Source organism: Lacicoccus alkaliphilus DSM 16010, assembly GCF_900142805.1.
Lineage (GTDB): Bacteria > Bacillota > Bacilli > Staphylococcales > Salinicoccaceae > Lacicoccus > Lacicoccus alkaliphilus.
The window spans coordinates 242,128-255,835 of the sequence record NZ_FRCF01000003.1 but is presented as its reverse complement, the minus strand read 5'-3'; the positions used below and the strand labels follow the sequence as shown (position 1 = coordinate 255,835).

Sequence of the window (13,708 nt, the reverse complement as noted above, 5' to 3'; positions counted from 1 at the left end):
TGAAGTGATAAAAATATCAGATCCGAAAATGTTAACAATATTTTCACTTTTGAACACAAAAAAACCGTGTATGGCCCGGATCATTCATGTGATGGGACTTCACCCATACTTTTTCTGATGGTCACGTTTCAATTTCAGATAATCTTCGTCTTCACGGACCCTGATCCATTTCTCCTCGAAGATCCGTGCGGATTCCGCCTTCTCCTCATCAATTTGCCGTTCATTCACTTCCCCGTCTTTGCCGTACTTCCGGCCGCCTTTGTAGTTGGCATAGCGGCGGGACCGCGTGTAGCCCATCTGCAGGAATTTCCGGGCCATGTCCATGCCGACGAAATCATTTTCTTCTTTATACTCTTCATACATTTCATAGATTTTATTGGACGACTCGCGTGCGATGTCCGGGGTCTTGAAGCGCCAGTGCGGGAGTATCTCACTTTTATAAGGCTCGACAAGCAGCACACCCTGCTCGCCCCGCCCGACGCGGTAGAGCTCAGGCTGTTTACGGAAATCAATCGAATCGAAATCAATGTCATAGTCGAATGCCATCTCTTCACCCCTTGAATTGAATGTTCAACATCTTATACCCTGAGATGCTGATCTTGAATCCAGCACATTGGGGTGCTTATCATGCCAAGTGGTATAATGGATGTAATAAGTCACTGCGCACGGAACGTTCATGCCAATCGGAAATTTTTTTGAAAGGAGGAGAAAAATGACTATCCTCGAGACTGTATATGGCTTTACTGAACTGATACTGTCCAATTTCAACATGGCGTGGCTGCTTTTAATATTCATCATCATGTACCGCAGGAAGATTTCAAAGCTGTTTTCAAGAGTCGAAAAAATAGGATATGGAGACGGATACATCAGCTTTGAAGTGGAACAGGCCCGTAAAAATTTAGAAGACATCGTCGGATCTCATGATGAGGCACAGAAACAGCTCCCCAGTATCGGTGGAGGGGGACAGCCGGATGAGATGACAGATCCCGATATCACAGACATGGAAACACTGAAGATGATTTCCAATGATCATGAGTTGATTGATTACTATGACGCCCAAGGTGATAAAGAAACTGTCACCAGAATCTACCGTTGGTTTGAGAAGACCCTTGCAGAAACATATGCTCTCGACTTCACCAACCGTCCCGCGGCCAATGAAAGACTGCGTAATGAAGACCGGAAATTATATGAGATATTCCAGGCCCTTCAAAGAATCTATTTCATAACATTAGAAAACAAATCCGGGGAACGATTATGGAAAATCAACGACATCCTCAACTACGCCAGTCTGGCCAGAATCGGGATGAACAGAATTTGGGAGCAGCGGGTTTGATCCATCACCTGGAAAATGTTGCATTTACAGCGCCATGCCCTTGAATTACAATAAAAGAAAGCTGACGAGGGGGATTAAGATGAAAGCGATATTATTGATGGTTGGGATGTTTCTGATGCTGCTCCTTTCATTCATCCTGATCTGGGTCCTGAGCGGGACCGAAGAGAGGGTCGAAGATGCTGCGGGATGGCTGCCGGAAAACAGCATTGAATATACAGTATCACACAGGGATACAATACCTGCCCAATGGTTCATATAAATGGAAGTGCATGATGAGTGCAGAAGAATAGATACAGCCGGGACGCCCTAATGCAAGGTGTCCCGCTTTTTTATCTGATGATGGGGAACTTTGGTGCAACGGCCCTGGGCCTGGATGGTATGAACAGCCGGATTATCGATTTAGAAAAATTAAGGGGATGGAACCATGGAGAATGAAGAGGTTAAAGAACTGACCACTGATGCGGAAATCCTTGCCGCTTTTCCCGTAATGCAGCAATTGAGGTCCCATCTGAGTAAAGGACAATACCTTGAACTTGTGAATGAAGCGAGGGATAAAGACAGTTATTCCCTCCATGCTTTGTTCGAAGGTGAAAGGATCGTTGCCGTCTGCGGATTCAAACCGATGATCACGTTGTATTACGGCAGATTCGTCTGGGTGTGTGATTTGGTGACGGATGAGAACTTCAGGTCGAATGGATACGGCGCGAGACTTTTAAGTTTCATACACGCCTGGGCAAAGCGGCATGACTATGAAAGCGTCGCGCTTTCCTCCGGCCTGAAACGTACCGGGGCGCATCATTTCTATGAAGACAAGATGGATTACGATAAAGTGAGTTATGTCTTCAAAAAAGACCTGCAATGATGGATCTTCACCGTTCAGTTGCCCGTCCGCCCCCCCGCCTGTAAGTGAGCCCTTTTCCCAATCTCAAGGTTTTCAGTTTACCCTGCCCGTTTTAGTGCAATAGTATATAGACAGGATTTTTAACAGCGAGCTAATGAAATCATGTTCAGGAGGGGTAAGAAATGCAGTTGAATGTTGCTCAAAAGTTGATCAGGGATCACCTGGTGTCAGGCGAGATGACACCAGGGTCGGAGATCGGCCTGACAATCGACCAGACACTCACGCAGGACGCGACCGGGACGATGGTGATGCTGGAGTTGGAAGCGATGGAACTCGACAAGGTGAAGACGGAAGTGTCCGCCCAATACGTCGACCATAACCTGATCCAGGATGACCACCGCAACCCCGATGACCACATATTCCTGAGAAGTGCCGCCCAGCGTTTCGGCGTTTATTACAGCAGACCAGGCAACGGGGTGAGCCACCCGGTCCATATGCAGGACCTCGCCATACCCGGCAAAACCCTGCTCGGCTCGGACAGCCATACATGTGCCAACGGCTGTATGGGCATGCTTGCGATGGGGGCCGGCGGGATCGATGTCGCCATGGCGATGGTGGGAGAACCATATCACGTGACGATGCCGCGCATCATGGGAATAAAACTCACAGGTGAACTCCCCGAGTGGGTCAGTGCAAAAGACGTCATTTTGGAACTGCTCCGCCGCCACAGCGTCAAAGGTGGTGTGGGCAAGATCATCGAATATTACGGTCCGGGCCTCGACAGCCTGTCCGCGATGGACCGCCACGTGATTGCGAACATGGGTGCCGAACTCGGTGCAACCGCCTCGGTCTTCCCGTCGGATGATGAAGTGAAGCGCTTCATGAAGACCCAGAAGCGTGAACATGAATGGGTGGAATTGAAGGCGGACGAAGGTGCGGAGTACGATGATCACGATGAAGTGAATTTATCCGAGCTGGTGCCGCTCATTGCAAAACCGACGAGCCCGGATAATGTCGTGCCGGTGTCTGAAATCGAAGGGGACCCGATCTACCAGTCGTATATCGGTTCATCTGCCAACCCCGGCTATCGTGATTTTGCGATTGCGAGTAAGATCGTCGAAGACAGGCAGGTGGCGAACGGGATTTCATTCGATATCAACCCGACGTCCAGACAGCAGCTCCAGCAGCTCGTCGAACACGGGCATATCGCGAACCTCTTATCCGCAAGCGGACGTCTCCATCAGGCAGGCTGTAACGGCTGCATCGGGATGGGTCAGGCACCGGCATCCGGCCAGAACAGTCTCCGTACGACGCCGAGGAACTTCCCGGGCCGTTCCGGGACGAAAGAGGACAGCGTCTTCCTGTGCAGTCCGGAAACGGCAGCTGCTTCAGCTTTGACCGGGGTCATCACAGACCCGAGGACGCTGGATATTCCATACCCTGAAATCGAGGAACCGGCAATACCGGAAAAAGGGCTTGAAATGCTGGAGGCACCTCCGGAAGATAATCAAAGCGTCGAAATTGAAAAAGGACCGAACATCTCGAAAATCCCTGATTTCGAGCCGCTCGAAGACAACTTCGATGTACCGGTGCTCCTCAAGATGGGGGACAACATCTCGACTGACGAAATACTCGCCGGCGGTTCAAGGGTGCTGCCGTACCGCAGTAACATCGAGATGATCAGTACATTCACCTTCGAAGGTGTCGATGAAACCTATAACGATCGTGCACATGAAGTGCTGGATGAAGGCGGCCATATGATCGTGGCAGGCCACAACTACGGCCAGGGGTCCAGCCGTGAACACGCAGTGCTCGCCCCGCGCTATCTCGGTATGAAAGTGGCTTTGGTGAAGGACTTTGCCAGGATCCACCTGCAGAACCTCATCAACTTCGGCATACTGCCGCTCACATTCGTGAACCCGGAAGACCACGAATTGATCGAGCATGGTGAGACAATCGAATTCAGGAACGTCCATGACAATATCAAGAACAGTGATACATTTGAAGTGACCTTGAAGGAATCAGGAAAGAGAATCCCGGTGAAGCACAGCATGACACAGAGGCACCTGGACATCATGCTTGCCGGCGGCATCATCAACTGGGTGAAACAGAGACAATAATATGGATGTTAAAAGGCCTTCCGGGGCCTTTAATATTGAGAAGAAAAAAAGCCATCGCACTCGAGAGTGCGATGGCTTTTTTATGCGTAATTTTAATAACAATATCTCTATTTAATATCTTCTCTTCCTCTTTTTCGTATAGCCGTTCCTGCCAAGTGTACCCAGCTGATAATTATGGTACGCATTGAATTCTTCGATGCTCAAGTTATTTTCTTTAAGGATATTGTACGTGATGTGACCTGCCATCCTCGCATCCGCCAGTGCATTATGGTGGTTGTCGGCGGCCACATTGAAGTATTTCGCCATGTTCACGAGTTTATGATTCGGCAGCCGGTATAAGCTTTTCGACAGCCTGTAGGAACAAATGTAATTCAATGGCGGTATCGCCATACTATATTTCCTGTAGGCATCCTGGATGCCGTACATGTCGAACTGGGAAAAGTGTGCGACCATCAGCTGGTCACCGATGAATGACTCAATATCCCTGTTCAATTCAGGGAATGTAGGCTCGCCTCTCACATCCGTCTCCGTGATGCCGTGTATTTCTATATTTGCATAGGAGAAATGAGCCTCCGGATTAATCAGCGTATAAAACTCATCAACGATCTGTCCTTCTTCAAACTTGACCATCCCGATCGAACAGATAGAACTTCTTTCCCTGTTGGCCGTTTCTATATCAAGCGCTACATATTCCATAAGCCGCCTCCTGTTCATAATGTCTTATTATAACATCTTACACTCCGATTTCATTAATATAAAACACTCTTTCTTTCCATTGTCGAAATATTTTGATAATGGTATAATTTTACTGATATCAAAGCAAAGGGGACCTGTCTATGGAAAAATTATTTTCGCATTTGGATGTGCTTTACGGGGAAATTGTCGAAATCAGACGTCATTTGCACAAACATCCGGAATTGTCGTTTGAAGAAGTGGAGACAGCGAAGTATATCGCAGAGTATCACAGGAAACTCGGCCACGAAGTGAGGGAACAGGTCGGCGGGAACGGTGTGGTCGCGATTTTAAAAGGGGATCTGAAAGGGCCGACGGTCGCACTCAGGGCGGACTTTGATGCGCTGCCCATCACTGAAGAGAACGATTTCGATTTCAAGTCGGTGAATGAAGGCGTGATGCACGCATGCGGGCATGACGGTCACACTGCCACTTTACTGGGTGTGGCAAAAGCGCTGAATAAATTGAAAAGCGAATTGAAGGGTGATGTGGTCTTCATCCACCAGCATGCAGAAGAACTGCCTCCCGGAGGGGCTAAGCCCATGATTGAAGACGGCTGTCTTGATGGTGTCGATGTGATCTTCGGCACCCATCTCCAGTCACAGGTGCCTTTGCACGAAATCCACTACCGCAACGATGCGCTTCAGGCTTCCGCCGATAAATTCGTGATCACCATACAGGGCAAAGGCGGCCATGGTGCCATACCCCAGGAAACGAAAGACAGCATTTTGATCGCCTCCCAGGTCGTCAGCAACCTCCAGCAGATCGTCAGCCGGCGGGTGAATCCTCTGGACGCAGCGGTCATATCCGTCTGCTCATTCGATGCCAGAGGCCCGTATAACGTCATTGCCGATTCCGCAACACTTGTCGGAACTGCACGGGCACTGAATGAAGCAGTGCGTTCAAAAATCGAAGAGGAAATCGAGCAGGTGGTCAAAGGGACGTGCCTCCTGTCAAATGCCACATATGACTATACGTACACAAGAGGCTACCCGGTGACCGTAAACCATAAGGAAGAAGCGGAATTCGTCATGGAAGTGGCCAAAGATGTGCCGGGGGTGGAAAACATTGTGGAAACAGAGCCCACCATGGGTGCCGAAGACTTCTCCTACTATCTGCAGGAAGTCAAAGGAACGTACTTTTTTACAGGAGCGAGACCAAGGGACGCTGAGGACCCCTACCCGCATCACCATCCGAAGTTCGACATCGATGAAGAGGCTCTGTTGATCGCTGCCAAAATTTTGTCAAAATCGACGATTGAGTATATGAACAGACATTCCTGATCAGGGAGTCCGGGATGTTCATAATATGAATCAAAAAATGTGTCCCTGTATTCAGGGACACATTTTAGATGACATACAAGATCACGAGCAGTGCATAACCCGAAAGCCATAGCAGCAGACTGTACAGCACGTTATGTTTCGGCAGCGTGAATATGCTTCTGTTCGCGAGGCTCGACATCAGCAGGTTGACACCCGTGAACGGCGACATATTGACGGTGACCGTCCAGCTGAGCAGCAGTCCGATGGCGATATAGTAATGGTCGGCCACGTCCATGTCCATGCTGAGCACGGCCAGGGAGGCAATGGTGATCGTGATGACGGGATGCACACTGAAGAATGACAGGCCGATGATGAGCACCGCGAATATCGGGATGAGCAGGAGCACATGGTTCACACCCGCCGCTTCAAGAGTATCGATCAGAAGCGTATCGAACCCGATGACAAGGAGAGATGTCCCGAACACCCCGGCACTGATGAATACGAGAAGTTCATTACCCATCTTAGGTATCCGCTCCTGCGTATAGGACTTCAGTCCCTTCACCACTTTCTCGACACCGCCGATGGCAACACTCCACACGAAGAACAATACGAGTGCCACGATCGGAATGATGTTGACGATGGCAAAGTTGCTGAATATATCCAGGACGATGATCACACCCGTCATCGAGAGCATGATCACACCCAGCTCCACAATCCGCCGCTTACTGTAGTACACCGGTGGGGAGTCGGGCATCTCCGGATACTTCCTTTTGCGGAATAAAAACCATTCAGCCACAATGCTGATGGCAGCAAGCGTGAGACCGTACGCTGCGATGGTGATCCACTGCACTTCGAAGTAGGACAGGACGACTGCGATGGAGATGAAATAAGGCGACCAGGCGAAGGCGAGTGCAAACCCGCGGTTCAGCGCAGCCATGCGCATCAATTTGTGGTCCTTGAACTGGTCCGTATCGGTCAGATAATAGAGGATCGGAAGTGTCCCGACATTCAGCACGGACCCTATAGAAAATGTCCCGATTTTCAAGGCGTTATATGTTTTTTTAGTATTGGAAAAAGATGATTTCATCAACCCGGTGATGTCCCTCATGTACCTTGGTGAAGTGATGGGGATCGAGAGCAGGGGCACAAAGATGAATATCATGAGCACCGCTGTATTCATGAGCAGCCCTTCAACGACATCGTCGATGGTGCCGCCGATGATGTAGAAAATCAAAGCCGTCACATTCAATACGATGACGACCGTCAATGGCACTTTACTCAAGTATGGCAGGTAACTGATGAGCGCCAGCGCTGTGAAGACCGCAATGGCCACTTCCACACCGGGGATGTCCACAAACAAAGTCGAGAGGAACATGAGCCCCATGCCCAGTACAAAAAATGGTCTGAAGAACTTAAATTTCATATGTATCTTCCTTAATCGGGTTTTGATTTCATCATAGCGTATTTAAGAAGAACAGGATAGTAAACGGATCAGTCATACTAAAATCAGGCCTGTTTTTATAGAATGATTAAAGAACTCTGTAAAAGGTCTCATATCTGTCATATAATTAATGGAAATATTGATAATATCTTATGGACAATTGTCATGAAAGCAGGTTTTATATTGAATATCCTACATAACCAGACTCTGTTAAGGCACTTCTATTATATATATGCCGTCCTGTTCATCCTTTTCCTCTTCTATTTCTTCAGCGGCATCGAAGTTCTTCGAGGCTTCGTGGATTACCTGGCTGTCGGTGTACTGGTCATCTCCTGGATGTTCTCCTCCAGGCTGTTCAAAATGATCGGCGGACTTTTCATTGTCGTTGGGACTTTATTCACACTCACTTCCGGCGGGAGTGCCGGTGAAATCATCGGCAACACGACAAGCAACCTTCCGCTTCTCCTGTTTTTCAGCGTCCTGCCGTGGATCGGCACGGTCGTGAGAGTCGGCGGCCTTGATGCAAGCATCACGGATATGATACAGGACCGGGCGAACAGGGTGGAGAATATCTATGGCAGAAGTGTCGTCACTTCTTACTTCCTAGCGGTCTTCCTGAACATCTCCGCCATCTACATCATCCAGAATGTTTTACGCAACCTGTTCAAAAATTCAACGGAAAGCTTCCGGAATGAATTCATCATCAAAGCGACCCTCCGGGCATTTTCGCTTGCAGTCATATGGAGTCCGCTCGAAGTCATCGTGGGGCTTACGGTCGACTCGACCGGGGTCTCCTACTTCACACTGCTGCCGTGGCTGCTTGTGACTTCCATAATTGTCGGAATGACCGAAGTCTTCCTGACCCGTCGCGAGTTCAGGGGGATCACCATTGAAGCACCGTTCGATGAAATAGACAGTAGGGCGCTTCGAAAATCCATCATCAAAATGCTGGTCCTGCTGGTCAGTTTCCTCATCACGGTGATGTTCTTCAATACGAATTCGGAACTCGGTTTCGTCATGACGATTGCATTGATCATCATTCCGTTCTCCTTTGCAGCGGCATTCGTCATGAAGCGTCTGCCGATATTCATGAGAACCGGCTGGAAGACGTGGAAGGAACACAACAATCATATGCAGAACTTCTCGGTGCTCTTCCTGTCACTCGGCATCTTCTCCGGCGGTTTCAACAGCAGCGCTGTCCCGGATATGATGCAGCAGGTGTTCGGTTATGTCGATTCATTCCTGATACTGATACTGCTGCTGATCATGGCAGTGATCTACGGCCTCGCCATGGTCGGTGTCCACCCGGTCGCGACACTCGCGATACTGGCAGAAGTGCTGATCCCCGTACTGACGCCTGAAAATGCCCTCTCCATCAGCATCACCATGGTCGTCTGCGGCATGAGCATATCCGCCGCCGCGCCATACGGCATCAATGCGACCATGACCGCGCAGAGCATGGGCATCAACCCATACAGGATCACTAAAATGAACATCGGATTTTCGGTCAGGATGGGCCTCACCGGCATCCTGATTGCGATGATTGCGCTTATCGTCTAAAAAAGTTAAAGTTTTTGAGGAAAACTCATTGTCGTGCTACAATTGTCTTACAAAATATCGGAGGTGTGGTCATGAGTATTACCATACGATTAGATAAGGAAGAGGAAGAAATCCTCCGTGGCATTGTCGAGGCCAAAAACACGAATATGTCCGCTTATATTAGAGAAATCATTTCAGAAAAACTCGATGAAGAAATCGACAGAGAGATGTACAAGAAAGCCGTGGAGATAATGGAAGATGATGATACTGAATTCGTCTCATGGGAAGAGGCTAAGGCAGAGCTGGGTCTTTCCGATGAAATATGAATTGAAGATTGAGAAAAGAGCTCTGAAAAAGTTAAAGAAAATGGACAAAAAAACAAGTGCTTTGTTAATCTCTTGGATCAGTAAAAATCTGGATGGGACAAATGACCCAAGGAAGCATGGCAAATTTCTGACAGGTGATTATAAAGGTTTCTGGCGTTACAGGGTTGGCGATTATAGAATCATTGCCAGGATAGAAGATGAGGAATTAGTGATTGCATTAATCGACTTGGGACATAGAAAAGATATCTATCAGCCATGAAAAAAGAGGAATCCGGTGGATTCCTCTTTTCACGTTACGTGTAATATCTCGGGACCGTCTTCTCCCACGTTTTATGGAAGCATTCCTCACCGTTGTGGTAACCAGTCATTTCATTGAAGAGATAGTAATTCTCCGCGTCACAGCTCATGATGCTTTTCGTGACGACTTCTGTGTCGATGTCATCATCCTTCACCACGACCGTCCAGTCACATTCAACTTTTGCGGATAACGGATCATTCTCCCTGATCGTATAGACGTTGTGGTTCGTAGAACCGTAAGTGATGTTCGTATCGGTCAGTGTGCGCAATCCTTCATCGGAGAAATCATCGAGCACCCATTCGTCCGTCGTGAGCTTTTTCACGACATTGCGCGTCCTGTAACCTTCCCTGAGGATTTCCTTCTCAAGTGGTGAAGCGGTCTCGGACTGTTCGTGCTTCAACCGGGCTTCCTTGAAATCATTGATGACCGGTACAAGTAGTGCCGTCCTGTCGAGATCGACACTGAGGTCCGCCAGTTCCGCATCCGGCCATACCTGCGGCCAGTACGTTGGTGATATGGAAATTTCGATATTGTGGCCCGCCTCTATCTGATAGCCGATGACATCAAGCGGGATCTCCACGTCGATGTATTCACCGGCCGGCAGGTCTTCAGGGAATTCATGGCTCTTATAATGATTCAGATTGAGCTGGCCCTTCGTCACAAGCGTCTTCTCACCGGTCGGATGCACATCCGTCACCCTCACATGCAGGTTCGCCTTCGCCTGTTCGGATTTCACACGGACTTTTGCGACCGCCTGGCCGACGATGTTCAGATGCTCATCCTGTTTCGGAAGCATGAACGATGTAGCAAGCGCGTTCTCGATCCTCTGATCATCCGGGAGGTCCCCTTCCTGACCGAATGGACAGAATACGCCCGAGTACAAACCGTGATGCTGGCGGTTCAGCAATTCCACTTCCCCGGTGATGTCCCTCAGTATATCCACCCTCTCCGCTTCTTCATCATAGAGGTTCAACCATCTGCCTTCCCTGTAGTCATAGGTCGTTGCGGGCTTCACACCGTCCTGTACATAGACGAGGAACTCATCCTTATGATTCTCCCGGTCCCCTTCATCGATCATCCAGCGGTCGAGCCACTCGGTGACTTCCTGAAGGTAGCCCATCTGCGGGCCTGGGATCGCCATATCGGGGAATTCATGCGCCCATGGGCCGACGATGCCTTTTTTAGGTACATCGAGGTTGTCCATCAGGCGGAATAAAGGATTCGTATAACCGTCCGCCCAGCCGCCCATGGTCAGGACCGGAATCTGGATCGCACTGTAGTCTTCACCCACCGAACCGTGCTTCCAGTAGTCATCGCGTGCCTGGTGGGACACCCATGCTTCCACGAACGGCGGTGTATTTTCCATGCGGTCGAGCCACATGTCATACCATCTCTCGCCCACATGCTTTGGAAACGGCGGTCTTGCGTTATATGCAAACATCGTCGATGCCCACCAGAGCATGTCGGATGCCATCATCGTACCGCCTCTGTAATGCACGTCATCCGCGTAACGGTCATCCGTGGAACATAACGTGATGATCGTCTTCAGCGCCTTCGGCTGGAGTGCTGCAAGCTGGAGGCCGTTGAATCCGCCCCAGGACTTGCCGATCATGGCGACAGACCCGTTCGACCAGTCCTGGTTCTCGATCCATGCAATGATATCGAGGGCATCATCCTGCTCCTGTTTCGGATATTCGTCTTCGATGATGCCTTCGGAGTCCCCCGTGCCCCTGATATCCACACGGACGGACGTATATCCCATCCCTGCGAAATACTTATGCCGGATTTCATCACGGAGTGCCGTGAATTCATCCTTCCTGTAAGGGAGGTACTCAAGTACCGTCCCCTTGGTCTGTTCCATGCTTTTCGGCTGCCACATTTTGGCGGAAAGCTTTGTGCCGTCGGACATTTCTATCCATGTATGGTGGGTGGTTACCACTTCATATGGAAAGTCCGTCCTCTCTTGGATTTTATTATAATCTACATCGAATACGCCCAATTATTTCTCCTCCTCGTAAATATGTTCGTCGTTCTTCAGCCATTTCATCAGTGAAATGAACAGCAGCAAATAGATGATGACGACCGGAACAGCGACGACCACAGCAGATGTCTGCACTACATTCAATCCGCCGATCAGGAGGAGTGAGATGGACAGGAGCGCCATGATGAGACCCCAAAGGATCGTATGCCATGCCGGCGGCTCAATGCCGTCACCGACTTTGATTGAAGCGGTTGAAGCGAGTATATAGGACGCGGAGTCAAGCGACGTCGCAAGGAAGATGAAGCCGAGTACGACGAAGAACAGTATCGCAATATAGCTCGCCGGCAGTGTTTCGAGCACATTGATTATTGTGGAGGCGTCCCCCACTTCCGCCATGCTGCCCGTGACATCCAATTCACCCGTCTGCTGCAGGTTAATGGTGTAACCGCCGAATATCGCAAAATACAGCCAACTGCCGAGTGATCCCCAGCCGAGTATATGCAGGATCATGCTCTTCAATGTACGCCCTTTTGAAATACGCGCGATGAACAATCCCATGAACAGTGCAGTGGCTGCGAACCATGCCCAGTAGAAGACCGTCCATGCCTGCGGGAATCCTCCCCCGCCGATCGCATCGGTATAGAAGCTCATTCTCAGGAAGTTCTGGGCCATGATGCCGAAGCTGTCTGTGAAATATGTCAGTATGAAACCGGTCGGCCCTGCTATGATGACAAAAATCGCAAGCGCAAGCGCAAGATAGACGTTCAGGTTACTCAGTTTGCGTATGCCTTTATCCAGTCCGAGTGAGGCACTTGTGATGTATATGACTGCCCAGATGACCATGATGACGATGCTGAGTGCAATCGACTGTTCCACACCGAAGAGGTGCCCGATGCCGGCAGAAACCATCGGCACCCCGAGCCCGAGCGATGTGCCCAGCCCGCCGACCAGGCTCCATATGACAAGGATATCGATGATCTTACCGATGATCCCGTCCGAATACTTACCGAGTGCCCCTTTGACGGCCTGACTGACTTTAAGTGATTTGTTCTGCTTATTATAAAATGAATACGCAATGACGATCGTCGGGAATGCATAGATCGCCCAGGCGGAAATGCCCCAGTGGAACATGCCGTAGGCCACGGCCCATTCCGCTGCGGTGTCGCTGCCCGGTTCAAAGCCGAACGGCGGGCCCTGGAAATAATACATCGGTTCGATGATCGACCAGAACATGATGCTTGTACCCATACCGGCACAGAAAAGCATCGCCCCATAACTGAAGTTATTGAACCTGGGTCTGCCCAGCCCCATTTTCACCTTTCCGTATTTTCCGAAAGAAATCCATAACAGTAAAATGAACAACCCGAAGGTCATGAATTGGAAAATCCAGTCCATCCGCGTATTGATGCCGGATAATATGTCATTCAAAAATGGTTCTGCGGCAGATTGGAAAATGATTAAAAGCACTGTGAGCGTCAACAGCACGATGATCGCCGGCCAGAAAATAAAATGGTCCAGTTTCGCTCTTTCTTTCATTGAATCCCTCCATAGAAAAATTTTTTTATGTATATGTTTCCGAATAAACGCAATTATCATTTTGTTTCGGAAAGTTACCTTAGTTAACCTAACATAAATACCAGTGATATTGAAGGGGGAAAAATGGCTAAAGCGCCTTCATGAGCATATCTGGCACTTATCTAACCATACCCCCCATAATGAAATAAACGCTTCCATAAATTAATTTTTTTATTTCTGATTCAGGCGTCAAAATAGTTGCAACATCACTAATTTTAGTTAAACATTTAAAATTAAAGATAATATTTACATAAATATAA

The 13,708-nt window shown here is 49.1% G+C and carries 13 protein-coding genes; 8 read left to right on the top strand and 5 right to left on the bottom strand.

Features of this window, described 5'->3' with window-relative positions:
- Positions 1–99: 99 nt before the first annotated feature.
- Positions 100–546 (bottom strand): DUF4385 domain-containing protein, encoded by a 447-nt coding sequence (locus BUA12_RS06020; RefSeq protein ID WP_072709419.1) that lies wholly within the window; start codon positions 544–546, stop codon positions 100–102.
- Positions 547–712: 166 nt separating this feature from the next.
- Here BUA12_RS06020 and BUA12_RS06015 point away from each other — a divergent pair, with 166 nt between their 5' ends.
- From BUA12_RS06015 to BUA12_RS06000, 4 genes are all read left to right on the top strand, one after another.
- Complete coding sequence (locus tag BUA12_RS06015; RefSeq protein WP_072709417.1) at positions 713–1,333, top strand: hypothetical protein; 621 nt, start codon at positions 713–715, stop codon at positions 1,331–1,333.
- 79 nt (positions 1,334–1,412) lie between these two features.
- A complete protein-coding gene (locus BUA12_RS06010; RefSeq protein ID WP_072709415.1) occupies positions 1,413–1,592 on the top strand; it encodes a hypothetical protein in 180 nt (59 codons plus the stop codon).
- A gap of 165 nt (positions 1,593–1,757) precedes the next feature.
- The gene (locus BUA12_RS06005; protein WP_072709412.1) at positions 1,758–2,195 is read left to right on the top strand and encodes a GNAT family N-acetyltransferase; all 438 of its coding nucleotides are present in this window, start codon (positions 1,758–1,760) and stop codon (positions 2,193–2,195) included.
- A 161-nt stretch (positions 2,196–2,356) separates the two neighbouring features.
- Positions 2,357–4,294: an aconitate hydratase gene (locus tag BUA12_RS06000; RefSeq protein ID WP_072709410.1), complete on the top strand. Its 1,938-nt coding sequence runs from the start codon at positions 2,357–2,359 to the stop codon at positions 4,292–4,294.
- Between the two features lie 111 nt (positions 4,295–4,405).
- Here the strand turns inward: BUA12_RS06000 and BUA12_RS05995 are convergent, their stop codons facing one another.
- Complete coding sequence (locus BUA12_RS05995) at positions 4,406–4,990, bottom strand: 3'-5' exonuclease (protein WP_072709408.1); 585 nt, start codon at positions 4,988–4,990, stop codon at positions 4,406–4,408.
- Between the two features lie 140 nt (positions 4,991–5,130).
- Here BUA12_RS05995 and BUA12_RS05990 point away from each other — a divergent pair, with 140 nt between their 5' ends.
- Positions 5,131–6,309: a M20 family metallopeptidase gene (locus BUA12_RS05990; protein WP_072709406.1), complete on the top strand. Its 1,179-nt coding sequence runs from the start codon at positions 5,131–5,133 to the stop codon at positions 6,307–6,309.
- 64 nt (positions 6,310–6,373) lie between these two features.
- On the opposite strand, the gene BUA12_RS05985 is transcribed toward BUA12_RS05990, so the two are convergent.
- The gene (locus tag BUA12_RS05985; RefSeq protein ID WP_072709404.1) at positions 6,374–7,711 is read right to left on the bottom strand and encodes a hypothetical protein; all 1,338 of its coding nucleotides are present in this window, start codon (positions 7,709–7,711) and stop codon (positions 6,374–6,376) included.
- 201 nt (positions 7,712–7,912) lie between these two features.
- On the opposite strand from BUA12_RS05985, the gene BUA12_RS05980 reads away from it, so the two are divergent.
- The 3 genes from BUA12_RS05980 (at position 7,913) to BUA12_RS05970 (ending at position 9,853) form a co-directional block, all read left to right on the top strand.
- A complete protein-coding gene (locus BUA12_RS05980) occupies positions 7,913–9,289 on the top strand; it encodes a hypothetical protein (protein WP_072709515.1) in 1,377 nt (458 codons plus the stop codon).
- 71 nt (positions 9,290–9,360) lie between these two features.
- Positions 9,361–9,594, top strand: a complete 234-nt coding sequence (gene relB / locus BUA12_RS05975) for a type II toxin-antitoxin system RelB family antitoxin (protein WP_072709402.1) — start codon at positions 9,361–9,363, stop codon at positions 9,592–9,594.
- Positions 9,584–9,853: a type II toxin-antitoxin system RelE family toxin gene (locus BUA12_RS05970; protein ID WP_072709400.1), complete on the top strand. Its 270-nt coding sequence runs from the start codon at positions 9,584–9,586 to the stop codon at positions 9,851–9,853. Before relB ends, BUA12_RS05970 begins: the two co-directional genes overlap by 11 nt.
- A gap of 34 nt (positions 9,854–9,887) precedes the next feature.
- Here the strand turns inward: BUA12_RS05970 and BUA12_RS05965 are convergent, their stop codons facing one another.
- Both BUA12_RS05965 and BUA12_RS05960 read right to left on the bottom strand, forming a co-directional pair.
- On the bottom strand, positions 9,888–11,891 hold the full coding sequence (locus BUA12_RS05965; RefSeq protein ID WP_072709398.1) for a CocE/NonD family hydrolase: 2,004 nt from the start codon (positions 11,889–11,891) through the stop codon (positions 9,888–9,890).
- On the bottom strand, positions 11,892–13,409 hold the full coding sequence (locus tag BUA12_RS05960) for a BCCT family transporter (RefSeq protein WP_072709396.1): 1,518 nt from the start codon (positions 13,407–13,409) through the stop codon (positions 11,892–11,894). It lies immediately after the preceding gene.
- Positions 13,410–13,708: the final 299 nt, after the last annotated feature.

Coding starts and splice junctions, on each gene's coding strand:
- BUA12_RS05985 (WP_072709404.1), bottom strand. CDS start 7,711: ATGAAATTTAAGTTCTTCAGACCATTTTTTGTACTGGGCATGGGGCTC.
- BUA12_RS05990 (WP_072709406.1), top strand. CDS start 5,131: ATGGAAAAATTATTTTCGCATTTGGATGTGCTTTACGGGGAAATTGTC.
- BUA12_RS06010 (WP_072709415.1), top strand. CDS start 1,413: ATGAAAGCGATATTATTGATGGTTGGGATGTTTCTGATGCTGCTCCTT.
- BUA12_RS06020 (WP_072709419.1), bottom strand. CDS start 546: ATGGCATTCGACTATGACATTGATTTCGATTCGATTGATTTCCGTAAA.
- BUA12_RS05960 (WP_072709396.1), bottom strand. CDS start 13,409: ATGAAAGAAAGAGCGAAACTGGACCATTTTATTTTCTGGCCGGCGATC.
- BUA12_RS06005 (WP_072709412.1), top strand. CDS start 1,758: ATGGAGAATGAAGAGGTTAAAGAACTGACCACTGATGCGGAAATCCTT.
- BUA12_RS06000 (WP_072709410.1), top strand. CDS start 2,357: ATGCAGTTGAATGTTGCTCAAAAGTTGATCAGGGATCACCTGGTGTCA.
- relB (WP_072709402.1), top strand. CDS start 9,361: ATGAGTATTACCATACGATTAGATAAGGAAGAGGAAGAAATCCTCCGT.
- BUA12_RS06015 (WP_072709417.1), top strand. CDS start 713: ATGACTATCCTCGAGACTGTATATGGCTTTACTGAACTGATACTGTCC.
- BUA12_RS05970 (WP_072709400.1), top strand. CDS start 9,584: ATGAAATATGAATTGAAGATTGAGAAAAGAGCTCTGAAAAAGTTAAAG.
- BUA12_RS05995 (WP_072709408.1), bottom strand. CDS start 4,990: ATGGAATATGTAGCGCTTGATATAGAAACGGCCAACAGGGAAAGAAGT.